Origin of the sequence: Serratia sp. N21D137 (genome assembly GCF_047530005.1) — a bacterium.
Taxonomy (GTDB): Bacteria; Pseudomonadota; Gammaproteobacteria; order Enterobacterales; family Enterobacteriaceae; genus Chania; species Chania fonticola_B.
On sequence record NZ_JBLJAJ010000015.1, the window covers coordinates 1 to 24353 of the forward strand.

At 52.8% G+C, this 24353-nt stretch carries 23 protein-coding genes and 2 tRNA genes; 11 read left to right on the top strand and 14 right to left on the bottom strand.

What is annotated here, in order from left to right; genetic code table 11:
* Positions 1 to 174 precede the first annotated feature (174 nt).
* Entirely contained in the window at positions 175 to 1050 is an 876-nt protein-coding gene (locus ACMV5H_RS13340) for a D-hexose-6-phosphate mutarotase (protein WP_021806617.1), read from the bottom strand.
* Positions 1051 to 1134: 84 nt separating this feature from the next.
* Complete coding sequence (gapA, locus tag ACMV5H_RS13345) at positions 1135 to 2130, bottom strand: glyceraldehyde-3-phosphate dehydrogenase (RefSeq protein ID WP_029987603.1); 996 nt, start codon at positions 2128 to 2130, stop codon at positions 1135 to 1137.
* A 347-nt stretch (positions 2131 to 2477) separates the two neighbouring features.
* On the opposite strand from gapA, the gene msrB reads away from it, so the two are divergent.
* Both msrB and ACMV5H_RS13355 read left to right on the top strand, forming a co-directional pair.
* Positions 2478 to 2891 carry a peptide-methionine (R)-S-oxide reductase MsrB gene (msrB, locus tag ACMV5H_RS13350; RefSeq protein ID WP_021181205.1) on the top strand — a complete coding sequence of 138 codons (414 nt, stop codon included), beginning with the start codon at positions 2478 to 2480 and terminating at the stop codon, positions 2889 to 2891.
* A gap of 64 nt (positions 2892 to 2955) precedes the next feature.
* Positions 2956 to 3228 carry a YeaC family protein gene (locus ACMV5H_RS13355; protein ID WP_021181206.1) on the top strand — a complete coding sequence of 91 codons (273 nt, stop codon included), beginning with the start codon at positions 2956 to 2958 and terminating at the stop codon, positions 3226 to 3228.
* A 41-nt stretch (positions 3229 to 3269) separates the two neighbouring features.
* Here ACMV5H_RS13355 and ACMV5H_RS13360 read toward each other — a convergent pair whose 3' ends face one another.
* The 4 genes from ACMV5H_RS13360 to sppA all read right to left on the bottom strand — a co-directional run bounded on the left by ACMV5H_RS13360 (position 3270) and on the right by sppA (position 8406).
* Positions 3270 to 4550: a glycoside hydrolase family 18 protein gene (locus tag ACMV5H_RS13360; RefSeq protein WP_115158849.1), complete on the bottom strand. Its 1281-nt coding sequence runs from the start codon at positions 4548 to 4550 to the stop codon at positions 3270 to 3272.
* A gap of 242 nt (positions 4551 to 4792) precedes the next feature.
* The gene (gene pncA, locus ACMV5H_RS13365) at positions 4793 to 5425 is read right to left on the bottom strand and encodes a bifunctional nicotinamidase/pyrazinamidase (protein ID WP_414821967.1); all 633 of its coding nucleotides are present in this window, start codon (positions 5423 to 5425) and stop codon (positions 4793 to 4795) included.
* 18 nt (positions 5426 to 5443) lie between these two features.
* On the bottom strand, positions 5444 to 6460 hold the full coding sequence (gene ansA, locus ACMV5H_RS13370; protein WP_414821968.1) for an asparaginase: 1017 nt from the start codon (positions 6458 to 6460) through the stop codon (positions 5444 to 5446).
* 92 nt (positions 6461 to 6552) lie between these two features.
* Positions 6553 to 8406: a signal peptide peptidase SppA gene (gene sppA / locus ACMV5H_RS13375; protein ID WP_094981336.1), complete on the bottom strand. Its 1854-nt coding sequence runs from the start codon at positions 8404 to 8406 to the stop codon at positions 6553 to 6555.
* 193 nt (positions 8407 to 8599) lie between these two features.
* On the opposite strand from sppA, the gene ACMV5H_RS13380 reads away from it, so the two are divergent.
* The 5 genes from ACMV5H_RS13380 to ACMV5H_RS13400 all read left to right on the top strand — a co-directional run bounded on the left by ACMV5H_RS13380 (position 8600) and on the right by ACMV5H_RS13400 (position 13687).
* Positions 8600 to 9151, top strand: a complete 552-nt coding sequence (locus ACMV5H_RS13380) for an NAD(P)H nitroreductase (RefSeq protein WP_094981335.1) — start codon at positions 8600 to 8602, stop codon at positions 9149 to 9151.
* Between the two features lie 171 nt (positions 9152 to 9322).
* Complete coding sequence (selD, locus tag ACMV5H_RS13385; protein WP_179253495.1) at positions 9323 to 10366, top strand: selenide, water dikinase SelD; 1044 nt, start codon at positions 9323 to 9325, stop codon at positions 10364 to 10366.
* The gene (mnmH, locus tag ACMV5H_RS13390; protein ID WP_021806610.1) at positions 10366 to 11484 is read left to right on the top strand and encodes a tRNA 2-selenouridine(34) synthase MnmH; all 1119 of its coding nucleotides are present in this window, start codon (positions 10366 to 10368) and stop codon (positions 11482 to 11484) included. The genes selD and mnmH overlap by 1 nt, the downstream gene beginning before the upstream one ends.
* A complete protein-coding gene (locus ACMV5H_RS13395; RefSeq protein ID WP_414821969.1) occupies positions 11484 to 13409 on the top strand; it encodes a DNA topoisomerase III in 1926 nt (641 codons plus the stop codon). The genes mnmH and ACMV5H_RS13395 overlap by 1 nt, the downstream gene beginning before the upstream one ends.
* Positions 13406 to 13687, top strand: coding sequence for a DUF1496 domain-containing protein (locus ACMV5H_RS13400; protein ID WP_209527058.1), 282 nt, complete (start codon positions 13406 to 13408; stop codon positions 13685 to 13687). Before ACMV5H_RS13395 ends, ACMV5H_RS13400 begins: the two co-directional genes overlap by 4 nt.
* A gap of 50 nt (positions 13688 to 13737) precedes the next feature.
* Here ACMV5H_RS13400 and ACMV5H_RS13405 read toward each other — a convergent pair whose 3' ends face one another.
* The 7 genes from ACMV5H_RS13405 to ACMV5H_RS13435 form a co-directional block, all read right to left on the bottom strand.
* Positions 13738 to 14190, bottom strand: coding sequence for a pyrimidine (deoxy)nucleoside triphosphate diphosphatase (locus tag ACMV5H_RS13405; protein ID WP_414821970.1), 453 nt, complete (start codon positions 14188 to 14190; stop codon positions 13738 to 13740).
* Positions 14191 to 14234: 44 nt separating this feature from the next.
* The gene (xthA, locus tag ACMV5H_RS13410) at positions 14235 to 15038 is read right to left on the bottom strand and encodes an exodeoxyribonuclease III (RefSeq protein WP_021806607.1); all 804 of its coding nucleotides are present in this window, start codon (positions 15036 to 15038) and stop codon (positions 14235 to 14237) included.
* A gap of 102 nt (positions 15039 to 15140) precedes the next feature.
* On the bottom strand, positions 15141 to 15713 hold the full coding sequence (locus ACMV5H_RS13415) for a TIGR00730 family Rossman fold protein (RefSeq protein WP_024486669.1): 573 nt from the start codon (positions 15711 to 15713) through the stop codon (positions 15141 to 15143).
* A 621-nt stretch (positions 15714 to 16334) separates the two neighbouring features.
* A tRNA-Tyr gene (locus ACMV5H_RS13420) sits at positions 16335 to 16419 on the bottom strand.
* Positions 16420 to 16546: 127 nt separating this feature from the next.
* Positions 16547 to 16631, bottom strand: a tRNA-Tyr gene (locus tag ACMV5H_RS13425).
* Between the two features lie 223 nt (positions 16632 to 16854).
* Positions 16855 to 17703: a formyltetrahydrofolate deformylase gene (gene purU / locus ACMV5H_RS13430; RefSeq protein WP_021181219.1), complete on the bottom strand. Its 849-nt coding sequence runs from the start codon at positions 17701 to 17703 to the stop codon at positions 16855 to 16857.
* A 37-nt stretch (positions 17704 to 17740) separates the two neighbouring features.
* Positions 17741 to 18199, bottom strand: a complete 459-nt coding sequence (locus tag ACMV5H_RS13435) for a YchJ family protein (protein WP_059200970.1) — start codon at positions 18197 to 18199, stop codon at positions 17741 to 17743.
* Between the two features lie 146 nt (positions 18200 to 18345).
* Here ACMV5H_RS13435 and rssA point away from each other — a divergent pair, with 146 nt between their 5' ends.
* The 4 genes from rssA to ACMV5H_RS13455 all read left to right on the top strand — a co-directional run bounded on the left by rssA (position 18346) and on the right by ACMV5H_RS13455 (position 23121).
* Positions 18346 to 19257 carry a patatin-like phospholipase RssA gene (gene rssA / locus ACMV5H_RS13440; protein WP_024486672.1) on the top strand — a complete coding sequence of 304 codons (912 nt, stop codon included), beginning with the start codon at positions 18346 to 18348 and terminating at the stop codon, positions 19255 to 19257.
* Positions 19258 to 19362: 105 nt separating this feature from the next.
* The gene (gene rssB / locus ACMV5H_RS13445; RefSeq protein WP_037376114.1) at positions 19363 to 20376 is read left to right on the top strand and encodes a two-component system response regulator RssB; all 1014 of its coding nucleotides are present in this window, start codon (positions 19363 to 19365) and stop codon (positions 20374 to 20376) included.
* Positions 20377 to 20757: 381 nt separating this feature from the next.
* Positions 20758 to 22101 carry a UDP-glucose dehydrogenase family protein gene (locus tag ACMV5H_RS13450; RefSeq protein WP_414821971.1) on the top strand — a complete coding sequence of 448 codons (1344 nt, stop codon included), beginning with the start codon at positions 20758 to 20760 and terminating at the stop codon, positions 22099 to 22101.
* A gap of 9 nt (positions 22102 to 22110) precedes the next feature.
* Positions 22111 to 23121 (top strand): NAD-dependent epimerase, encoded by a 1011-nt coding sequence (locus ACMV5H_RS13455; RefSeq protein WP_218519276.1) that lies wholly within the window; start codon positions 22111 to 22113, stop codon positions 23119 to 23121.
* A gap of 169 nt (positions 23122 to 23290) precedes the next feature.
* Here ACMV5H_RS13455 and hns read toward each other — a convergent pair whose 3' ends face one another.
* Positions 23291 to 23698, bottom strand: a complete 408-nt coding sequence (hns, locus tag ACMV5H_RS13460; protein WP_021181225.1) for a histone-like nucleoid-structuring protein H-NS — start codon at positions 23696 to 23698, stop codon at positions 23291 to 23293.
* Positions 23699 to 24353: the final 655 nt, after the last annotated feature.

Here is a 24353-nt window from a genome sequence, read left to right on the forward strand (position 1 = left end):
GAACACATACTCAACACACGAGGGAGAAAATCTCTGGGCTATCGCTCCCCCAATGAGGTATTTTTAACACACTTACAGGCGGCATAAGCCCCCTGGGTTTTGTTGCGTTTCGAGTGGGAATGGGGCGAGCGGTGGATGAAGAGAAGAGGGGCGAAATGATTCGCCCCAGTTTGATCAGCTATTTTTAATGCTGCGGATTTTCATCGCCAAGCGGGCAGGTTGCTCCCCAGAGGCGATCAGCGGCTTGCTTACGCGCCCGGTTTCCACACACACCATGGTTTTGTAACCGTCGTTTGGCATGTCGGCCATGCTGCAGGAAAGCTCGACGCCTGGGTTCCAGGCGATCACATCACTCATATAGTGATGATTGACCTCGATGGTGCGTTGCAATACCGGGTCTTTGATCAGACTGCAAGGCGTGGCCTGCGTGTAAACGCGATCGGTTTGCCCGGTAAACTCCAGCTCGCCAACCTGACGTTCCTCGATCCCCTTCGCTACCTTATCGATATAATGCTCGCCCAAACCGGCAACTTTCACCTTGTCGATGTCGCCGATCTGGAAATAGCTGTGCAGAGCGGCGGTAGCCTGGTAGTCACCGTGTGATTCCAGCTCCATCTCGCATTCTTCACCCAGCTTGAAGCGGGCGATCAGGGTGAAAGCATGTGGCCACAATTTGCGGGTTTGTTCGTTATCTTGCAGCGTGAAGGTCAGGATCACGCCGTTTTCATCTTCATCGTGCGCGGTAAGCTGCCACGGCTGATTACGGGCAAAGCCGTGGGATGGGCTACCTGCCGGGCCAAACCAAGGCCAGCAGATCGGTACGCCGCCGCGGATCGCCACGCCGTTTTTGAATGGCGTATTGTTGCTCAGCCAAAGCACCGGTTTATCACCGCTTGGCTGCCAGGCCAGCAGATGAGCCCCTTGCAGAGTAATGGCCGCACGGACTTTCGGGTGAGAAACCACCACCACGGGCAGTTCGTCCAGTTGGCGTTGGCTGATAAAAGGGGTGATTTGTTCGCTAACGGGTAGGGTGAAGATTTTTTCGTTCATGTTGTTGCCTTCTTTTCGCCGCAAAAAACAAATAAAAAGGGCGACACTAGTGTCGCCCTTGATAATCAACTGCGCATCAAGCCATTACTTGGAGATGTGAGCGATCAGGTCCAGTACTTTGTTTGAGTAGCCAGTTTCGTTATCGTACCAAGAAACCAGTTTCACAAAGGTGTCGCTCAGCGCGATACCGGCTTTAGCATCGAATACAGAAGTCAGTTTCTCGCCGTTGAAATCGGTAGAAACCACTTCGTCTTCGGTATAGCCCAGCACGCCTTTCAGCTCGCCTTCTGAAGCGGCTTTGATAGCAGCACAGATTTCTTTGTAAGAAGCTGGTTTTGCCAGACGGGCAGTCAGGTCAACCACAGACACGTTCGGAGTAGGAACGCGGAACGCCATACCGGTCAGTTTGCCGTTCAGTTCTGGGATGACTTTACCTACAGCTTTAGCAGCACCGGTAGAAGAAGGAATGATGTTCTGGGATGCGCCGCGGCCGCCGCGCCAGTCTTTGTGAGACGGGCCATCAACGGTTTTCTGAGTTGCGGTAGTCGCATGCACGGTGGTCATCAGAGCTTCAACGATGCCGAACTTGTCGTTGATTACTTTAGCCAGTGGTGCCAGGCAGTTGGTGGTACAAGAAGCGTTGGAAACGATTTCTTGGCCAGCGTAAGACTTGTGGTTCACGCCCATAACGAACATTGGGGTGTCATCTTTAGATGGGCCAGTCAGAACAACTTTCTTAGCACCTGCAGCGATGTGTTTACGTGCAGTTTCGTCAGTCAGGAACAGGCCAGTTGCTTCAGCAACGATGTCAACGTTGACTTCGTTCCACTTCAGGTTAGCCGGATCTCTTTCTGAGGTACAACGGATGGTTTTGCCGTTAACAACCAGGTGGCCGTCTTTAACTTCTACAGTACCGTCGAAACGGCCGTGAGTAGAGTCATACTTCAGCATGTAAGCCATGTACTCTGCGTCTAACAGGTCGTTGATTGCAACGATTTCGATGTCAGAACGTTCCTGAGCAGCACGGAAAACAATGCGACCGATACGGCCAAAACCGTTGATACCTACTTTGATAGTCATATATTCCACCAGCTATTTGTTAGTGAATAAAAGGTTGGTTGTAAAATTACAAAAACCTTACCGAGCGTCAAGCGGAATCGTGTCAATTCTTGCTGCAAGTCAAACCAGAGGCCCGGTTTTGCACACAAATCGCACATTCCATTTACGTTTGTCCTTCCATCGATATGGGGGCAAACCGCCAAGTATAAAGTCAGTACGTGCAAGATATGTGATCGAAGTCACATATGGTGGCAGCGTAACCTTTATGCCGTACAGTTTAGGCTAAAAAGGCCTGCAGCGTTGTTAATTTTTTGTTATTATTACTCATTGTTTTCGTTGACATTATCCACATTGCGGGAATAGCACAAATGGCTAAAGAGACAACCCCTAAGACACCGCTCACGGAACTGAATGAAATCCAACGTTATGTGACGCAAGAGCGTGGCACCGAAGCCCCCTATAGCGGTAAATTACTGCATAACCAGCGTGAGGGCGTGTACCACTGCCTGTGCTGTAACGCGCCGCTGTTCTTCTCCGCCAGCAAGTTTGATTCGGGCTGCGGCTGGCCCAGCTTCTATCAGCCCGTTTCGGACGATGCTATTCGTTATCTTGATGATAATTCACATAATATGCATCGAGTCGAGATCCGCTGTGGTAACTGCGACGCGCATTTGGGGCACGTATTCCCCGATGGTCCGCAGCCGACTGGCGAACGCTACTGTGTCAACTCCGCGTCACTGAATTTCACCGACGACGAGAATGGCGAGCAGACGGCAGGTTAAGCTGTAACTAAACCAACAAAATCGATTCAGCTAATTATTCATTCCCGGGTGAGGACATGCTCTGATGGAAGTAAAAGATCTGATTGCGGCCATGACGCCGGAAATCTACCAGCGGCTGGTGCTGGCTGTGGAACTGGGCAAATGGCCTGATGGTGTGGCACTGACGCCAGAGCAGAAAGAACACAGCTTGCAGGCGGTGATGCTGTGGCAGTCGATGAACAATGCGGACCCGCAACACATGAGCATTGGCACCGACGGGCAAATCGTGATGAAAAGCAAACAGGAGCTGAAGCAGCAGTTTATGGCCGAGCCGTTGGCCAAGCTGAAGCCGCAGTAATCTGTTGCTGGCAGGGCGATGTTGCCATCGCCCTGAAGGTTTTACTGCTTCTGCTGGCTCAAGCCTAAGCTTTCGGCTAACTGGTGGGCCAGGCGGTTGTTATCGTCCGCGCCATACTCCCAGAACATCGCCCCTCCCAATCCTTTGCTCTTGATGTACTCGGCCTTGATGGCTACCGAGCGCGGGTTTTCATAGCTTATCGCGAACAGCGGTTTGCCTGCGGATGACTTCATCATCAGATAGGGCACCTTGGCCTCGCTATCCCAATGCGCGGTGAAGCGCCGTTGTGGGTCTTTCAGCATCTTGTTCACAATATCGTTGTACTTGATGTAACTGTCTTTATCCAAATCCACGCCCAGCGACTTGAAGACGTCTTTTTCACGTGTGGTGAAATAGGGCTGGGTGACGGGATGCTTGGCCGCATCTGCCACATCCCAATCAATACCCGGCTCGGTGGCGCGTTTAGGTACCCGGCCATAGAAACCGATCCCCAGATTGAGCTGAGTTGGCTTCAGCCCGGCGGCCAGATAGTTGTTGACCACAAAGTCGGCGCTGTAGTTGTCGGCGGCGGCCACGGTTGGCCATTGTTTGGAGTCATAGAGATTGGAGTTGAAATACTGGGTACCGTACGCCATGTCGTAGGTCATCAGATTGATGTAGTTCAGATAGGGCGCGATAGCCTTAACGTCTACCCATTCCTGCGGACTTTTGACGTTAGCCCCGACGGCGATGGTCAGCAGTTTTTCTTTACCCAACGCCTGATGCAGTTCGCTCAGTAGGGCGGTGAAATTGGCTCTGTCAGTGGGCTGGCTTTCCACCAATCCCCAGGCACCGTTAACCGGGTATTCCCAATCCAGATCGATACCATCTAGCTGATACTTGGCAATCACCTCCTGCACCGAACGAATAAACACCGCCCGGCTTTCCGGTGTGGCTGCCGCGCCGGAGAACCCACGAGCTCCCCATCCGCCAACGGACAGCAAAACCTTCAGCGCCGGATTTTGCAGGCGCAATACGGGTAATAGCTTTAAGTCTGCTTCGACTTTAGGGGAGAGATAGATTTGGTGTAGGCGGGAGGGATCTTTCAGTGCTGGGTTGGTTTCCTCTTTTTCAGCGTTATAAATCAGGCCAAAAGAGTAGTTGAGGTGGGTGATCTGGCTGACGTCAAGCTGGTTGATATCACCGCCCGGCCCGGCGGTTACGTCGCCACCGCCGTTGAAGTAGCCGACAGAGAGATAAGGTGCCGCGTGAGCCATGCCCACGCCAGCCACACCGAGTTGCACCGCTACCAGCAAGGGTAGCAGTTTACGGGTTAAAGCCATGTTGTCTCCTTTGGTCAGCAAGGCCGACCTGAACCGCCTGGGGCGGTATCAATAAAGCCGGGCTCGGTAGGCCCCGGATGCGTATAACTTATTGATGCCTATGCATCAGAAGCCATAACAGCAAAAGAGACGGGAGGGGACAAGGTGAGCGCGCAGAAGAATGGTGAGAATGTGAGCAGCGTCGAAAATAAAGCGGTTGGCAGAGGATATGGGGCGCTGAGGTCAAGCAGCCCCAAAAACCGTTAGCGTTGAGTAAACTGTGACAGTGTAACTAACTGTGCGCCAGCTGACTGCATTTCTGCCAACGCCTGCTCGCTGTCATCGGGGCTTAAATTGACACCGCGGCAGCCATCGATGATGACCTGGGTCTGATAACCTAAACGCAAGGCATCTAACACGCTGAACTTGACGCAATAATCGGTGGCCAGCCCCATCACGGCGAGATGAGTGATGCCTCGTTCCTTCAGCCAGCCATCGAGCGCCGTTTGTGCCCGGTGGCCATTATCAAAGAAAGCACTATAGCTATCGATATCCGGGTTCTCGCCCTTACGGAATATCGCTGCGACGGGTTGCTTATCAAGCTGAGGATGAAGTTCTGCGCCAGGGGTACCCTGAACGCAGTGCTCCGGCCACCAAACTTGAGGCAGGCCTTCCAGTTCTCCAAGCGTACCAATCTGCGCGTTGGAGTTAATCGCAAAACTGCGATGATCCGCCGGGTGCCAGTCCTGGCTGGCAATCACCGTTTCGTTACGGGCCAGGCTGGCTGCGATAGCCTGATTGGCGACGTCAATGGTGGCATCACCTTCTGCCACGCCTAAGGCGCCGCCGGGGCAAAAGTCGTTTTGTAAATCAATCAGCAACAGAGCAGTTTTCATCAGAGTTCCCACTTCGGATTAGCCCGCAGCGCTTAATTCGCCACGCAGGTCTTGTTGCATCAGGCTGCGGATCTCTTCTGGGGTTAACGGCTGGCTCAACAGGTAATGCAGCTTGGTCAGCGCGGCTTCCACCGTCATATCAAAACCGCTGATGACGCCGGCATGAGCCAGGGCATTACCGGTCGCATAGCCCTCCATATTGACCCGGCCAGAGATGCATTGTGTCAGGTTGACCACTACGATGCCACGCTCGGAGGCATCACGCAATTCATCCACCAGTTCGGCCTTTTGGGGCGCGTTACCGACGCCGTAAGAGCGCAGGATCAAGGCTTTGACCGGTTGCAGCAGGAAGTTACGCACCACGGCACCGGAAATTCCCGGATAAATCGTCACCACGCCGATGGGCTGTGGCGTGATGCTATGCACGATCAATTCCCCGTTGCATACCGGAGAGGCGATGCCGGTCTGGCGACGTATGTGGATACCTGCTTCCAGCAAGGGGGGCAGATTGGGGGAGGCAAAAGCATCAAAGCCGTCGGCATGTGCTTTGGTGGTGCGGTTGCCACGAAACAGCTTGTTGTTGAAAAACAGGCTGACCTCGTTCACCGGGTGATTGGCGGCCAGATAGAGGGCATTCAACAGGTTGGTTTGGCCGTCGGAGCGCAATTCTGCCAGCGGGATTTGCGACCCGGTGACGATCACCGGCTTATCCAGGTTCTCCAGCATGAAAGACAGGGCTGAAGCGGTAAACGCCATGGTGTCGGTGCCGTGCAGAATAACAAAGCCGTCATAGCGAGAGTAATTCTGTTTGATGTCGTCGGCGATATGCTGCCAGTCTTCGGGGGTCATATCCGAAGAGTCGATCAACGGGGCATATTCATGAATGGTGAAATCCGGCATCTCTGGGCGATGGAACTCGGGCATCAGTGCCAACTGGCGCTGTAGGTGGCCGGAAACCGGGATGTATCCCTGTTCGGAACGCTGCATACCGATAGTGCCGCCGGTATAGGCGACGTAAATGGATTTCTTTTGCATGGGTTCGATCTTGTGGCTGTCAGATAGGCTGAATTATAGGGAGATAGCAGGAGAAAAAAAGCCCGGCGGGTGCCGGGCTAGAGATTTATTTGTTAACGGACCTCTCCGCAAGTCAGGCATATGGCATAACGATGCTGCGGATCGTTCAGGTTATTAAACAGGCCAGGCTGTTCTTTCACCGCCAGCGCCACCGATGCCAACGGGGCTGGCAGCATTGACTGGATCGCCTCAGGCAGCATGGCGTGGATAGAAACGCCAAACTGGCTGAGCAGCATATCCGTCATACTAGGGGCATCGATAAACCAGTTGAGTTGCCACTGTGGCAGCTTGGCCAGCTCTGCCGCCTTCTTCACGGCGTCGTCAAAGTCGCCCAGTTGGTCGATCAGGCCATTTTTCTTGGCGTCGCTACCGATCCAGACGTGACCTTGAGCAATTTGATCGACCTGCTCTGGCGTCATCTTCCGGGCGGTTGCCACCAGGTCGATGAAGTTTTTATAACCGTTCTCGATGTTCAACTGCATCATCTGCGAGAACTCTGGCGGCAATGCTTTCGTCACGGCCAGGTCGGCCAGTGGTGACGTCGCGACGCCGTCGGTATGTACCCCAACGCTGTCCAAGGTGTTCTCATAGGTGTTGATCACACCGAAGATACCGATGGAGCCGGTGAGGGTGCTCGGGCTGGCAATGATGTAATCTGCCGGGGTCGACACCCAGTAACCGCCAGACGCGGCCATTCCACCCATGGAAACCACCACCGGTTTACCTGCGGCGCGAACCGCGGCCAGCTCGGAGCGGATCACTTCTGAAGCGCTGACGCTACCTCCAGGGCTATTGACGCGTAGGATAACGGCTTTGATTTTCGGATCCAGACGCGCCTGACGCAGTTGTGAGGCCGTGGTGTCGCCACCGACCGATCCTGGCGTCTGCGGGCCATCCATGATCGCGCCATTGACAAAGATGACGGCGATCTCACCGCCCTGATCCGGTGACGGCTGCGGCTGGTAATCGTAGATGCTGACCGCATTGAAATCATTGCTCTGCTTGTCCCAACCGAAGGTTTTCACCAACTGTGTTTCTATCGCAGTGCGAGAGGCCAGCTCATCGACCAGTTTGCTGTTCAAGGCGAACTGCGCGGTGTCGCCACCCGTCGCCTTTAAACCACTGAGAATATCTGCTGCGCCTGGGAACAACTGATCTGGCGTAAGTTGACGGTTAGCCGCCACCGTATCCAGATAGTTTTGCCACAGCCCGCCAACCCAGCGGCTATCGGCTTCCCGCGCAGCCGGTGACATATCATCACGGATCAGCGGTTCTACGGCCGATTTATAGGTGCCCACGCGGAAAATATTGGTGGTGACCTTCAGCTTCTCCAACAGGGATTTGTAATAAAGGTTGTTGGTGGCGAAACCATGCAGATCGACGGCACCCTGTGGTGACAGGTAGATCTTGTTGGCGTAGCTGGCCAGATAGTATTGCGTTTGGTTATAACTGTCGCCGATGGCAAAGATCGGTTTACCACTGTCGCGGAACTCACGTAGTGCCTTGCCGATGTATTGCAGGGAAGGCTGATCCGCCCCGGCAAAATCATTCAGCTGCAACACCATACCGGTGATGTTTTTATCCTCTTTGGCCTTGCGAATGGTATCCACCACGTCAAACAGTGAGTTTTCCTGCAGACGGTTGCTGGAGGCGCCCAACAGTTCGCGTCCCCACTGACGAACCCGGTTGTTTACCGAAGGTTGATCGACCACCACGCCGCTGAGATCGACCAGCAGTGCGCCATGCGGTGTTACTGCCGAAGAATTGCCTTGGAGTGAAAGATAAATACCGACCCCGACCAGGATCAAGAAAATCAGGAACAAGTTCAGGATAAGTTCCCTGACGAAATTCAGCAGACGCCATGTCCATCTGAAAATACCAGCAATAATTCGCCCCAATGTGCGCATGTGCTCTCCAACAAGAGTCTAGAATGTTCCGCTATCCTAATGAGCGGCCGAAGAAATGTCAGCTTTAAATCATCTGCCATTTATCCCCCTGCAGCCTGAGTGGCAACGGGTATAGACAGTATTACAGAGGCTGTAACTCTATGTAGAGCTATGTTAACGTGATTTAAACGAAAATTGTTATCAGGAGTTAATGATGGATGCTCTGGATCTTTTACTCAATCGCCGTTCTGCGTCACGCCTGACCGCACCGGCACCCGCAGGTGAAGTGCGTCAGAATATCATCAACGCCGGGCTGCGCGCGCCGGATCACGGTACGTTACAGCCGTGGCGTTTTATCCTGATCGAGGATCAGGGTCTGCAACGTTTCAGTGAATTGCTGCAAGCCGCCGCCAGACAAGATGAACTGGATGAGAGTGCGGTAGAAAAGGCCAAACAGGCACCTTTTCGTGCGCCATTGATTATCACGGTGGTTGCTCATTGCAGTGAAAATCCGAAAGTGCCGCGCTGGGAGCAGGTTGTTTCTGCCGGTTGCGCGGTGCAGGCGATGCAAATGGCGGCTTTGGCGCAGGGCTTTAATGGCATCTGGCGCAGCGGTGCCTGGACAGAGCATCCGTTGGTGCGCGAAGCCTTCGCCTGCCGCGAGCAGGACGAGATCGTCGGTTTCCTCTATCTAGGCACGCCGCAGTTAAAAGGTGCCACTAAAGTGGTCGCTCCGGACAGTACGCCTTTCGTCCGCTACTTCTGATCCGCCATGCGGGAGCTCGCCGAGAATGCGCGATAACCCGCAGTTTTGTACTGTTTCTGAGCAGGTCGCACGCATAATGCCAACCTGCTCTTATCAATCCCCTCGGCAAGCGCTACCCTATATCCCATTGTGATATCCTTACGTTCGTTTGTTACCCAGAGGGAGTGGACTATGACATCGCCGGCCATTCGTTTGACCCAGTACAGCCACGGCGCTGGCTGCGGCTGTAAAATCTCACCCAAAGTGCTTGAAACGATACTGCACAGCGAGCAGGAAAAGTTTATCGATCCCCATCTGCTGGTGGGTAATGAAACGCGTGATGATGCCGCAGTGTATGACATCGGTAACGGCGTGGGCATTATCAGCACCACTGATTTCTTTATGCCGATCGTCGACGATCCGTTTGATTTTGGCCGTATTGCGGCAGCCAACGCCATCAGCGACGTGTATGCCATGGGCGGTAAACCGATCATGGCCATCGCTATTCTTGGCTGGCCGATTGCCAAGCTGCCCGCAGAGGTTGCCCAACAGGTGATCGACGGTGGCCGCTATGCTTGCCAGCAGGCGGGGATTGCATTGGCGGGTGGCCATTCTATTGATGCCCCAGAGCCGATTTTTGGCTTGGCGGTAACCGGCATCGTCAAAACCGAGCTGGTGAAGAAAAACAGTGCGGCGCAGGCAGGCACCAAGCTATTCCTGACCAAACCGCTGGGCATTGGCGTGCTGACCACCGCAGAGAAGAAAAGCAAACTGCTGGCCGAACACCAGGGCTTGGCTACTGAGGTCATGTGCCAGTTGAACAAGCCTGGGGCAGACTTTGCCGAAGTGGCAGGCGTGACGGCGATGACCGATGTTACCGGCTTTGGCCTGCTTGGCCACCTTAGCGAGATGTGCCAGGGTTCCGATCTGCAGGCAACCGTATGGTTCGAATGCGTGCCGAAACTACCGGATGTGGAACGTTATATCAGCGAAGGCTGTGTACCGGGCGGTACCGGACGTAACTTTGAAAGCTATGGTCACCTGGTTGGCGCCATGAGCGATCTGCAACGTCAATTGCTGTGCGATCCGCAAACCTCCGGCGGTTTGCTGCTGGCGGTATTGCCGGAAGCCGAAGCCGAAGTGCAGGCGATAGCGGCCCGTCATGGCATCACGCTGAACGCGATTGGTGAATTGCAGGCCGCACAGGCGGGTAAATCACTGATCGAGGTTGTCTAGTGTCAACGGTGCAGACTCGACAGGATACGCAAGACTACCAGCGCCTTTTTCTACAGGATGTGCCGCTGATTGACGTGCGCGCGCCGATAGAGTTTACGCAGGGGGCATTCCCCTGTTCAGTTAATCTGCCGTTGATGAGCGACAGTGAACGTCAGGCGGTGGGCACCTGCTACAAGCAGCATGGTCAACAAGCTGCGATCGCTCTTGGGCACAGCCTGGTCAATGGTAAACTGCGTGAGCAGCGCACGCAGGCCTGGATCGAACAGTGTGCCCGGCAGCCTGAAGGTTATATCTACTGTTTCCGCGGTGGTCTACGTTCGCAATTGGTGCAACAGTGGCTGAGAGAGGCTGGTGTTGACTATCCACGCGTGGTAGGCGGTTACAAGGCGCTGCGCAATTTTTTGCTCGGTGCGCTTGAGGCCGCCGCTGCGTTGCCTATGCTGATCGTTGGCGGTAACACCGGTTGTGGCAAGACGCTGCTGATTAATGAATTGGCGGCCGGTATCGATCTGGAAGGGATCGCTCATCATCGCGGTTCGTCTTTTGGCCGTACGCTGGTGAAACAGCCCACCCAAATCAATTTTGAGAATCAGCTGGCTACGTGCATGTTGAAGAAACAGCACAGTGGCTGCCGCCATTGGGTGCTGGAGGATGAAAGCCGGATCATCGGTTCGAATAATCTCCCATTAGGGCTGTTCAATGGTATGCAACAGGCTGCCCTGGTGGTGATTGACGATCCGTTTGATGTGAGAGTGGCACGCCTGCAAGATGAGTATATCGACCGGATGCGCATTGCCTTTGAGCAAGCCTATGGCGAGCAAGACGGCTGGCGGCAATATGATGAATATTTGCACCATGGCCTGTTTGCCATCCGCCGCCGCCTGGGACTGGAACTGTTCCAGCAGTTGACGCTGCGTCTCGAATCGGCGCTGCAGGTACAACGGCTCACTGGCCAAAGCGAAGCGCATCAACAATGGCTGGTGCCGCTGCTGCAACACTATTACGATCCGATGTATCGCTACCAATTAGAGAAGAAAACCCAACGTGTGATCTTTCGCGGTAATTACGCGCAAGTCAGAGAGTTCCTGATGACGTATAGCCAGAATAACGGTGAATAATGCGACTGTTTATAGCCGAAAAACCGAGTTTGGCCCGCGCCATTGCTGATGTCTTACCCAAGCCCCATCGTCGGGGTGACGGCTTTATTGCCTGTGGCAGCAACGATGTGGTGACCTGGTGCGTTGGGCACCTGTTAGAACAGGCCCAGCCGGATGCTTACGACAGCCGTTACGCGCGCTGGTCGTTGGCCGACTTACCGATAATCCCGCAGAAGTGGTTGTTGCAGCCGCGCCCTTCGGTCAGCAAGCAGCTGAACGCGATCAAAAAGCTGCTGGCAGAAGCCGACGAAGTGATCCACGCGGGTGACCCGGATCGGGAAGGGCAGTTGCTGGTGGATGAGGTGCTGGATTATCTGGCATTGACTCAGGAGAAGCGCCAGAACGTGCGGCGTTGCCTGATCAACGATCTTAACCCACAGGCGGTAGAGCGTGCGGTACAGCGTCTGCGTGATAACCGTGACTTTATCCCGCTGTGCGTTTCCGCGTTGGCGCGTGCGCGTGCCGACTGGCTTTACGGCATCAACATGACCCGGGCTTATACGCTGCTAGGGCGTAACGCGGGCTACGACGGCGTGTTGTCGGTGGGGCGGGTACAGACGCCGGTGTTGGGGCTGGTGGTGCGTCGCGATGAAGAGATCGAAAACTTCGTTTCGAAAGACTTCTTTGAGGTGAAAGCGCATATCGTCACGCCGAAGGAAGAACGCTTTGTCGCCCTGTGGCAGCCGAGTGAATCTTGTGAGCCTTATCAGGATGAGGAGGGGCGTTTACTGCACCGGCCGTTGGCCGAACACGTGGTTAAACGCATCGAAGGCGCACCGGCGCTGGTCACCTCGTATAATGATAAACGGGAATCAGATACCGCTCCGCTGCCGTTTTCCCTTTCAACGCTGCAGATTGAAGCGTCGAAACGCTTTAACCTCAGCGCCCAGCAGGTGTTGGACGTTTGCCAACGGCTGTATGAAACCCACAAGCTGATCACTTACCCGCGTTCTGACTGCCGTTATCTGCCAGAGGAACACTTTGCCGGGCGTCATGCCGTGTTGAATGCCATCAGCGTACATCAGCCAGATCTTTATCCGCAGCCGATTATTGATAGCGAGCGCCGTAACCGCTGTTGGGACGATAAGAAGGTCGATGCTCACCACGCGATTATTCCCACAGCACGTGCCAGCAAGGCCAGCCTGAGCCAGGATGAACTGAACGTTTACGGTTTGGTGGCTCGGCAATATCTGATGCAGTTTTGCCCGGATGCGATGTTCCGCAAATGCGTTATCGAGCTGGATATCGCCGGCGGCAAGTTTATCGCCAAGGCGCGTTTCCTGGCCGAGGCGGGCTGGCGCACCCTGCTGGGTAGTAAAGAGCGTGATGAGGAAAACGAAGGTGCACCATTGCCCGTTGTCGCCAAAGGCGATGAGTTGCTGTGCGAGCGTGGTGAAGTGGTAGAACGCCAAACTCAACCGCCGCGGCCCTTTACCGATGCCAGCCTATTGTCGGCCATGACCGGAATTGCACGTTTTGTGCAGGATAAAGCGCTAAAGAAAATCCTGCGAGCGACCGATGGTTTAGGGACAGAGGCAACGCGCGCAGGCATTATCGAACTGCTCTTCAAGCGGGCGTTTCTCTATAAGAAAGGACGCTACATTCATTCCAGCGAAACCGGGCGGGCATTGATCCATTCATTGCCGGACCTGGCGGCACGCCCTGATATGACGGCGCAGTGGGAGTCTACGTTGACGCAAATCAGCGAAAAAACCTGCCGTTATCAGGACTTTATGCAACCGCTGGAGGGCACACTGCAACAACTGATCTATCAGGCTAAACAGAGCCGGGCCAGTATAGCGTTTCGTGGCTTGTCGCCTGCACCGTCAGCCGGGGCGAAAAAGCGTAAAAAAAGTGCCGGTAAGGCACGGGAGAAAAGTGAATGAGCCGCATACCCTTGTTGATTGGTTGTTTGGCATTGTTTTCCACCGGCGTATTGGCCAATCGTGGTAACGTCGATGTCGTCGTGCCGGTTTCCCCTGAAATATGGGGCACCGCACGTACCGCGACAACGCCGCCGCCCTGCAACCGTTGCTGCATTTATCAGAATCAAAACTATTCTGAAGGTGCGTTGCTGAAAGTGGGTGACGAGATGATGCAGTGCGCGCGTGACCCTAACGTCACGGGCACCAATCCGTTAATCTGGATCCGCCTCAAGCGGTGATTGCAACTGCCTGACTTCTGTACTCACCGTAACCGTGCCACAAATCGATTTCACTTCCTGACAACGGCACTATTACAGCTCCCTCTCCCTGCGGGAGAGGGTTGGGGTGAGAGGGATAGTAAGCGGATATAGCTTTCCAGTAGGGGAATATCGGCGGGGGCTAGCGGGTAGTTTCTGGCCTGTTCGGGCGTAACCCAAGCAAATGCGCTATGGCAATGTAGCTGTAACTCCCCGCTGAAGGAGTTAACTTGCCAGGCATGTAGCCGAATGACCCTCTCGCTTTGTTGCCACTGATTGCTGGCCACAAAACTCCCCACTTTTGCGATAATGCCCAGCTCTTCCCTCAGTTCACGGGCGAGCGCATGGGGCTGGCTCTCAGCCATTTCGACCTTACCGCCGGGAAACTCCCATAGGCCAGCCTGATCGCTGCTGCTATCGCGTTGAGCGAGCAGGATCTTGCCGTCTTGTTCGATAATGGCGGCAACGACATCAATGATTTTCATAGCTTGGATTCTATATCGCCCCGACGTGCATCGGGGCAGGGGGATTACAGTGCAAACTCGGCCCAGACAGGAGCATGGTCTGAGGGTTTTTCCATACCACGGATCTGATAATCAATGCCGGTGGCGGTACAGCGCGCAGCCAATGAGGTGTTAGCCAACAGTAGATCGATACGCAGACCACGGTTTTCATCGAAACCTCGCGAACGATAGTCAAACCACGAGAACTCATCGTTACGCTCAGGGTTGGCATGCCGGTAGGTATCTACCAGACCCCAGTCCAGCAGGCGGCCCATCCACTCACGCTCTTCCGGCAGGAAGGAGCATTTGCCGGTGCGCAACCAACGTTTGCGGCTCTCTTCACCAATACCGATGTCCAGATCGGTTGGACTGATGTTCATATCGCCCATGATCAATACCTGCGACTCTGCCGGCAGTTGTTGCAGATAATTTTGCAGATCTTGATAAAAGCGGGTTTTGGCTGGGAATTTGATCGGGTGGTCGCGGCTTTCTCCTTGCGGGAAGTAACCATTAATCACCGTCAATGTGCCTTGTGGCGTTGCCAGGTCGGCCATGATGATGCGACGCTGCGCATCTTCTTCATCAGTAGGAAAACCACGGCGTACGGCAAGAGGTTCATCTTTAGTCAGCAACGCCACGCCGTAATGGCCTTTCTGCCCATGATAGAACACGTGATAGCCGTGTTGGCTGACTTCTTCCAGCGGGAACATATCGTCGTGGACTTTGGTTTCCTGCAGGCCGATCACATCCGGCTGATGCTGCTCGATAATTGCTGCCAACTGATGCGGACGTGCACGCAGTCCATTGATATTAAAAGAAACAAACTTCATGAGCGCTGCCGTTTTTATCCGAAAAAATGTGTTCAGATAGTAGCAGAGTTTGGCCGAAAATGTAACGCGGACCAGCGGCAGTATGCCGCTGGTGGCCAGGGATTATTTCGCCCAGCGGTCATAATTCTGCGGCTGATAGTCATCAAACAGCTGGATTAAGGCTGCCGGAGAATCGCTGATATGCAGGGTCTTGAGATAATCATGTCGCATAAAGCCTTGATCGGCGACGTGCTGTAAAAACTGGCTTAGCGGGTGGTAAAAACCGTTAACATCCAGCAGCCCGACCGGCTTGCTGTGGTAACCGATTTGCCCCCAGGTCCAGATTTCGAACAGCTCTTCCAGCGTACCGATACCGCCAGGCAGGGCAATAAAGCCGTCAGCCAGTTCAGCCATCCGCGCTTTACGGGTGTGCATGTCAGGGACGATTTCCAATTCGGTCAGGCCACGGTGTGCCGTTTCGGCCTCGACCAATCTCTGGGGAATGATGCCTATTGCTTCGCCACCGGCCTCTAGCACCGCGTCCGCTACCACACCCATTAACCCTTTTTTACCACCGCCATACACCAGACGCCGCCCTTGGGTGGCAAGCAGATGACCTAGTTGGCGGGCATGTTCGACATAGGCTGGATTATTGCCCTCGCTGGCACCACAAAAGATACAAATGTTGTTACGCATGACTTTCCCTTGCTGCTTTTAACGAAGTCAGTGGTATAGCGAATTGTAGGGTTTAGTTCAAGGGGGATTGGTATTGCGATGGTGGTGGGAAGGATAACTTCGTAGGGATGAAACTAGGTAGTGTTTTATACCGCTACACCCAGGCTTGAGACAGGTGGGAGTCATTGCAGGTTAGCCGACCGTTGAGCGCATGGATGCGCGATTGCGAGCCCCCAGGGACGGGTTTACGGCGTGTCGGCGTTCTGCATGACTTCCACCTGTAGCACAATAAGGAGCAGCTATTTGGTTCGGTGGTACATGATGATTTGACGGAAATATTTAGTCTGTGAGGGGTATACAAGGATGGTGGCGGAGAGGATGACCGCGCAAGCGCGTTGTCCACTGCGTGGACTCGAACCTTGGTCGAAGCTTCTCATCCTTCCCTGCTCAGTGCTGTATGGGAATGAGATGATGATTTAAAACTGGGGAGGTATATAAAGAGATGGTGGTGGGGAGGATGACCGCGCAAGCGCGTTGTCCACTGCGTGGACTCGAACCTTGGTCGAAGCTTCTCATCCTTCCCTGCTTAGTGCTGTATGGGAGTGAGATGATGATTTAAAACTGGGGAGGTATATAAAGAGATGGTGGTGGGGGAAGGATTCGAACCTTCGAAGTCTGTGACGGCAGATTTACAGTCTGCTCCCTTTGGCCGCTCGGGAACCCCACCATGGTATTCATGGTTGCTAATTTTGAACAGAAAGTTGGCAAATTCTCTCTGGTACTACTGAAACAACTTTACTTTGAGTGATTCATGAGGCTTCAGATTTCTCTGTTTGCTCATTGCCATAAAATAATGGTGGTGGGGGAAGGATTCGAACCTTCGAAGTCTGTGACGGCAGATTTACAGTCTGCTCCCTTTGGCCGCTCGGGAACCCCACCATGATATTCATGGTTGCTAATTTTTAACAGAAAGTTGGCAAGCCCTTTCTGGTAGAACTGAAACTCTTTCCTTTGCTTGCGAAACGTCTGTCTCGGTAAGCGGGGCGCATCATATCAAATGAAGCGCTTGTGTAAAGCATTGAAATGCAGAAAATGAATTGTTTGTCGCTTTTTTATTCTCAGCGGTGCTTCCGTGAACGAAAGACACCGCTTTGTTAACCAATTACAAGATCACCGTGCGGTTACCGTAGACGAACACGCGTTGAGCCAGTACACGATACAGTGCGCGGCTAAGCACGTTTTTCTCCACGTCACGCCCGGCACGCATCATATCTTCTGCCGAATAGGTGTGATCGACATGAATAACGTCCTGCATAATGATTGGGCCTTCATCCAGGCTGTCGTTCACGTAGTGCGCCGTTGCCCCGATGATCTTCACGCCACGCTCATAAGCCTGGTGATAAGGGCGTGCACCGATAAAGGCTGGCAGGAACGAATGGTGAATATTGATCACCTGGTTCGGGTAATGCTGAACAAAAGCCGGGGTCAGCACGCGCATATACTTGGCCAAGACTACGTAATCAGGCTGATATTGGTCGATCTGCGCGATCATCTGTTGATCATGTTGCTCACGCGTCAGCCCTTCGTGGCTGACCAGATGGAACGGAATGTCAAAGCGTTCAACCAGCGTCTGCAACGTGGTGTGGTTGCCAATGACGGCGGCAATCTCAACGTCCAGGCCACCATAGGCGCTTTTCATCAGCAGATCGCCCAGGCAGTGGGCTTCTTTGGTGACCAGCACCACAATACGGCGGCGGCCTGCGCTGTGCAGTTCGCGCTCCGAACCCTCTGGTAACGCGCCGTCCAGATCGGCCAACAGCGTCGTATCATTGAAGATCCCTTCCAGCTCGGTACGCATAAAGAAACGACCGGTGAGGTGATCGACAAACTCATTGTTCTGCACAATGTTCAATTCGTGCTTGTAACAAATGTTGGTGATCTTGGCGATCAGCCCTTTGGCATCGGGGCAGATAGTGCGTAAAATTTTTCTTTGTACGTTTTGCTGTGGCATGAGTGTGTCGATTCCGTCTGATTCTGAACCCGCAGGCTTATTGCCCGCAGCACTTTTTATATTTTTTGCCTGAACCGCAGGGGCAAACGGCATTTCTGCCCGGTTGAGGTTTGGTTCCGTCGATATAGTACCAGCGTTGTTCAAGGCGAAGGAAGCGGGAACGCTCATGCATGGCACTCTCGCTTTCTCCATCGCGCGAACGGGCGATGAATTCCACGAACCCTTCATCGGCGCTATTGCCAGCGGTTTCCGCTACCACCGTCAGCCCAAGCCATTCGGTATCGCCAAAGCTGCTGCTGATGGCGCTGCGCCACTCTTCGGGGTTGCAGTCTGGGTGCCAGGTCGCAATTAGATAATCCACATCCCGTTTTACATAGGCGGAATATCTCGAACGCATTAATATGCCCGGCGACATAGCGTATTGAGTACCTGTTATATAGGGCGCACAGCAAGCGCTGTAGTCCTGCCCGCTGCCGCAGGGGCATAGCTCAGTCAAAATAACGCCTCTCAGTAGTTAGCTCGCACGATGTATAGCCGCGGCTAAAATCAATTTAACGCATATGTTACCTAACATCATTCGTTGATGACAATGTACCCTGCGATTGGGTTGAGTGAATTCACCGAGCAAAGGATAGGCAAAGCATGCGGAAAGTTAAAATCGGGTTGGCATTAGGGGCCGGTGCCGCCAAGGGGTGGGCGCATATCGGCGTGATTAACGCACTGCGTAAGCTGGGTATCGAAGCCGATATTGTTGCAGGATGTTCCGTGGGAGCACTGGTTGGGGCGGCGTTTGCCAGCCATCGGTTGCCAGCGATGGAGAAGTGGGTACGATCATTCAGCTACTGGGACGTAATCAGACTGATGGATCTGTCCTGGCAGCGCGGTGGTTTATTACGCGGCGAACGCGTATTTAACGTCGTTGGCCAAATACTAAAAATTAACGACTTTACCGACTGCTCATTGAAATTCGGTGCGGTGACCACCAACCTCAGTACCGGCCGTGAGCTGTGGATGACCAAAGGGGATATCCACCAGGCCATTCGTGCCTCCTGTAGCATGCCGGGTTTGTTGGCACCGGTCTGGTTTGACGGATATTGGTTGGTGGATGGTGCCTTGGTCAACCCGGTTCCTATTTCATTGGCTAGGGCGATGGGGGCAGACATCGTGATTGCCGTGGATTTGCAACATGACGCGCACCTGATGCAGCAGGATCTGTTTTCGGTACGCAATGATGCTGGCGAGCAGAGTGAAACAAGCATTAGCGATGCCAATAACTGGCGCGACCGCCTGCGGGAACGCATGAATAAAATGATGCTGAAGAAAACCACCTTCACCCCCACGGCGATGGAAATCATGAGCACCTCGATTCAGATGCTGGAGAATCGAGTGAAGCGAACCCGTATGGCCAGTGACCCACCGGACGTACTGATCCAGCCGTATTGCCCACAGATATCTACCCTGGATTTCCATCGCGCCAGCGAGGCGATAGAGGCGGGCCGCTTGGCAGTCGAAAAACAGATAGATGTTTTGGCACCATTGATAAAAAATAAATGATTACCATTTGTTAGGGTGGAATGATGCTATTGGGCGTGTTTTCGACAGGCACAAGTGCTCATTATGAGCCACTATTACAACATCAAAAGGGAAGAGGCTGGGTCGATGGCATTACCACTGATAAGCAAGCGCATCTTAATCGTTGAGGACGAACAGGTTTTCCGTTCTGTGCTTGTAGGTTATCTTGCATCCTTGGGAGCACAAACCAGCGAGGCGGCCAATGGCCTTGTGGCGTTGAGTGCGGTTGAAGAGTTCGCTCCCGATCTCATCCTGTGCGATCTCGCCATGCCGGAAATGGACGGCATCGAGTTTGTTGAGCATCTGCGCTTGCAAGGGATAAAGATCCCGGTATTGGTGATCTCGGCGACCGATAAAATGGCGGATATCGCCAAGGTGCTGCGGCTCGGCGTTCAGGATGTGCTGCTGAAACCGTTGAGCGATCTCAATCGGCTGCGCGAAGCGGTACTGGCTTGCCTCTATCCTAATATGTTTACTTCGCAGGCGATCGAAGAGGCTGAGCTGTTTCAGGATTGGCAGGCATTAAGCCAAAACCCCTCCGAGGCCGTGAGATTACTCAAGCAGTTACAGCCACCCGTGCAGCAGTCTATTGCCGGTTGCCGTATTAATTATCGGCAATTAACCACCAGCGAAAATCCGGGGTTGGTGCTGGATATCGCGGCGCTATCGGATAAAGACCTGGCGTTTTATTGCCTGGATGTCACCCGTGCGGGAGATAATGGCGTGATGGCTGCCTTGCTGTTGCGTGCTTTATTCAACGGCTTACTACAAGATCATTTAGCCAATCAACAGCATCGCCTGCCGCAAATGTCTGCATTGTTAAAACAAGTTAACCAATTATTGCGCCAAGGCAAGTTGGAAGGCCAATTTCCGCTGTTGGTGGGCTATTATCATGCCGAATATAAGAATCTGGTGCTGGCCTCTGCCGGTTTGCATGCCAATGTAAATACAGGGGATAACCTGATTCAATTAAGTAATGGAGTACCCTTGGGCACGCTTGGCACCACTTACATGAATCAAATAAGCCAACGCTGTGATGCCTGGCAGTGCCAAGTCTGGGGGAGCGGCGGTCGGTTACGTCTGATGCTGAGTGCTGAATAAATCATCAATGGAACTCCAGCAATTGCCTCTGCCTATTCTCCATTAACGTCGTTTCCATAGGTAGTTGTCTTAATTTATTGCTATTTGAGCTTGGGGTAATACTCAGCGGATTTAAGCTGGTATACTTTGCGGGTTTTTCGTATGGCGGAGTAAGTGCGCAATTTGAGAGCGAAAAGAGAGCTACTTAGAAAGATCGTCAGGACTTCAGTAGCCATTTGCGGGTGATAAGCTCGTTGGTGAGCTCTTTGACCCATAGCGTGTCGAGACGAAAAGACCACCCAACACGGGTATAGAATTGTTGGTTTGGCTGCGGCCTAGGGCGGCGGACAAACAGAAATAGCTTGATAACTTTTTGTTAAATTTGAAAATTAGGACTTCCCGATGAAAGTAACCGTTTTCGGTATTGGCTATGTTGGCCTGGTACAGGCAGCCGTGTTGGCTGACGTGGGTCATGATGTCATGTGTATCGACATCGATGAACAGAAGGTCGAAAACCTCAAAAAAGGCAATATTCCGATCTTTGAACCGGGCCTGACCTCGTTGGTACAGCAAAACTATGAAGCCGGTCGTCTACATTTCACTACCGATGCAAAAGCCGGTGTTGCTCATGGCGCTATCCAGTTTATCGCCGTGGGAACGCCACCGGACGAAGATGGTTCTGCCGATCTGAAATATGTCACCGCCGTGGCACGCACCATCGCCGAACATATGACAGACCGCAAAGTGGTGATCGATAAGTCAACCGTACCGGTAGGTACCGCTGATAAAGTTCGTGAAGTGATGACCGAAACGCTGCGCAAGCGCGGCAGCGACTTGGCGTTTGATGTCGTCTCAAACCCAGAGTTCCTCAAGGAAGGGGCCGCTGTTGCCGATTGTATGCGCCCTGAGCGTATTGTGTTGGGCACAGACAACAAAGACGTCATTGAGCCGTTGCGTGAGCTGTATGAGCCGTTCAACCGCAATCACGACCGCATGATCCTGATGGATATCCGCAGCGCAGAGCTGACCAAATATGCCGCCAACTGCATGCTGGCGACCAAAATCAGCTTTATGAACGAAATCTCCAATCTGGCAGAGATGCTGGGTGCGGACATTGAAAAAGTGCGTCAGGGGATCGGTTCGGATTCACGTATTGGCTATCACTTCATTTATCCAGGCTGTGGCTACGGCGGCTCCTGCTTCCCGAAAGACGTTCAGGCGTTAATCCGCACCGCAGAGCATATCGGTTATCAACCGAAACTGTTGCAAGCGGTAGAGCAGGTGAACAACCAGCAGAAATATAAGCTGACCCAGTTCATCAAGCATCATTTTGCTGATGATATAAAAGGGAAAACCTTCGCGCTGTGGGGCCTGGCGTTTAAACCTAATACTGACGATATGCGTGAAGCTTCAAGCCGCGTGCTGATGGAAACCTTGTGGGAGTTAGGCGCCAGCGTGCAAGCCTATGACCCTGAAGCCATGGCTGAAGCGCAGCGTATCTATGGGCAACGTGCCGATCTGAAACTGATGGGTACCAAGGAGGCGGCGTTACAGGGAGCCGATGCGTTGGTGATCTGTACCGAATGGCAGAATTTCCGTGCTCCGGATTTTGATGCGATTAAGTCAGCCTTGAAGCAGCCTGTCATTTTTGATGGCCGTAACCTGTATGATCCAGAACGACTGCAAGCTCGCGGTTTTACTTATTATGGTATTGGTCGTGGCTCATCGATTAAGCCGGTCATTTAAGAGGTGAGCATGAAATTCCTGGTTACAGGCGCTGCAGGGTTTATTGGTTATCACGTAACGGAGCGCCTGCTAGCCATGGGGTATCAGGTTGTCGGTATCGACAACCTGAATGATTATTACGCTGTCAGCCTGAAACAGGCACGGCTCGACATGCTGGCTAATCAGCCAGCATTTCAGTTTATCAAACTGGATTTGGCCGATCGCAATGGAATTGCCGAGCTGTTCGCTGAACATCAGTTTGAGCGGGTCATTCACCTCGGCGCCCAGGCCGGGGTGCGTTATTCGCTGGATCACCCCTTGGCTTATGCGGATTCCAACCTGATTGGCCATTTGAACATTCTTGAAGGGTGTCGGCATAATAAGGTTGGGCATTTGCTGTACGCGTCCTCCAGTTCGGTTTATGGCCTGAATCGCAAGCTACCGTTTTCGACGGATGACTCTGTCGATCACCCAATATCCCTGTATGCTGCGACGAAAAAAGCCAATGAGCTTATGTCGCACAGCTATTCGCATTTATATGGTCTGCCAACCACTGGCCTGCGCTTTTTCACCGTATATGGCCCTTGGGGGCGTCCTGACATGGCGCTGTTTAAATTCACCAAGGCGATATTGGCCGGTCAGAGCATTGATGTATATAACCACGGTGAGATGCATCGTGATTTTACTTACATTGATGATATTGCCGAGGCGGTAGTGCGCTTGCAGGCCATTGTTCCTCAACCCAATGCCAATTGGACGGTGGAACAAGGGTCTCCAGCCAGCAGTTCTGCGCCTTACCATGTCTATAATATCGGCAATAGTAGCCCTATTAAGTTAATGGAATATATTCATGCCCTGGAGGCTGCGTTAGGTATCACGGCGCGCAAAAATATGCTGCCGATGCAGCCTGGTGACGTTTTGGATACCAGCGCGGATACCGAGGAGCTGTACCAGACTATCGCGTTTAAACCTGAGACTAGCGTTGATGAAGGGGTTAAACGGTTTGTTGATTGGTATCGGGCGTTTTATAACGTTCAGTAACCGAACGATAGAAGGGTAGAATAAAGGGGCTTTGGCCCCTTTTTCTTTTCCTGTACATGAGAATTTTGCTAGTCAACCGGAATAACGCGTGTGAAGGTCAGGGGGATTACCGTGGCTGCAAAGCAAAAAGGCTCCCATAGGGAGCCTTTTGAAGGTAACTAAAATGCTATTACAGCAGGAAATCGTCCAGAGATTTGCCTTGCTCTTCGATAGCTTTTTTAATCACGGCTGGAGTACGGCCCTGGCCAGTCCAGGTTTTCATTTCGCCGTTTTCGTCTTTATACTGGTATTTAGCTGGGCGTGCAGCACGCTTTGCTTTACCAGCGGCTTTGGTAGCAGCCATAGTTTGCAGCAGTTCGTTTGGATCAATACCGTCTGCAATCAGCATTTCGCGGTATTGTTGCAGTTTACGAGTGCGCTCTTCAATTTCTGCTTGAGCCTGGCTGTCTTCTTCGCGGCGTTCGTTAACAACAACTTCCAGCTTCTCCAGCATCTCTTCCAGTGTTTCCAGGCTGCATTCTCTTGCCTGTGCACGTAGAGTACGGATGTTGTTCAAAATCTTCAATGCTTCGCTCATTGTTCTAGCTCTCAAATTATATTGGTGGGGGGGCGTGACGATAATAATAGAGTGCTCCTTTCTTTTCTGCAATAGCCAAATTGAAAGAGTGACTAAATTTATCTTTAAAAAACCGATATTGAGAACTGTCCGACTAATAACATAGGGGGATCAGGCTTTAATCCCCCCTGGTTTTTATGCCAAATTGTCCAACCGGATGGCATAATCGTCGAGCTTAAAGTCATTTTGGTCCTCTCGTCATAATTATGCTCTATAACAGTATCGGGAAGGATTTGTGTTCATAATCACTTCCCCAAAAGGACTAGTACTGTAAAGAATGGGGGTATAGCGGTAAACAGCCTGACAGGAGAGAGTAAGTTGTTAAGCGTTCCAATTAACCGGGTAGTCATCGCTCAAAACACATTTAATTGCATTGTTGGCGGGAGGGGCTGGGCAGGCTGTTTGCTCGCTGGCAGGACATATCCGTTTGAGCATTAATGAATTTAGTTAATCATTAACAAAAATTAATTGTGCTTGATAAACCACAGTAATCTGTAAATAGATGTAAAAGTGTCCGTTGCGCGTGTAAAATGTTTCACATGAAACTTGGCTTATGGCTATTTTCTTAGGTCAAGATAATGTCAGCCCGCTTGCTGAGTCTGACCAGGGTCTATGC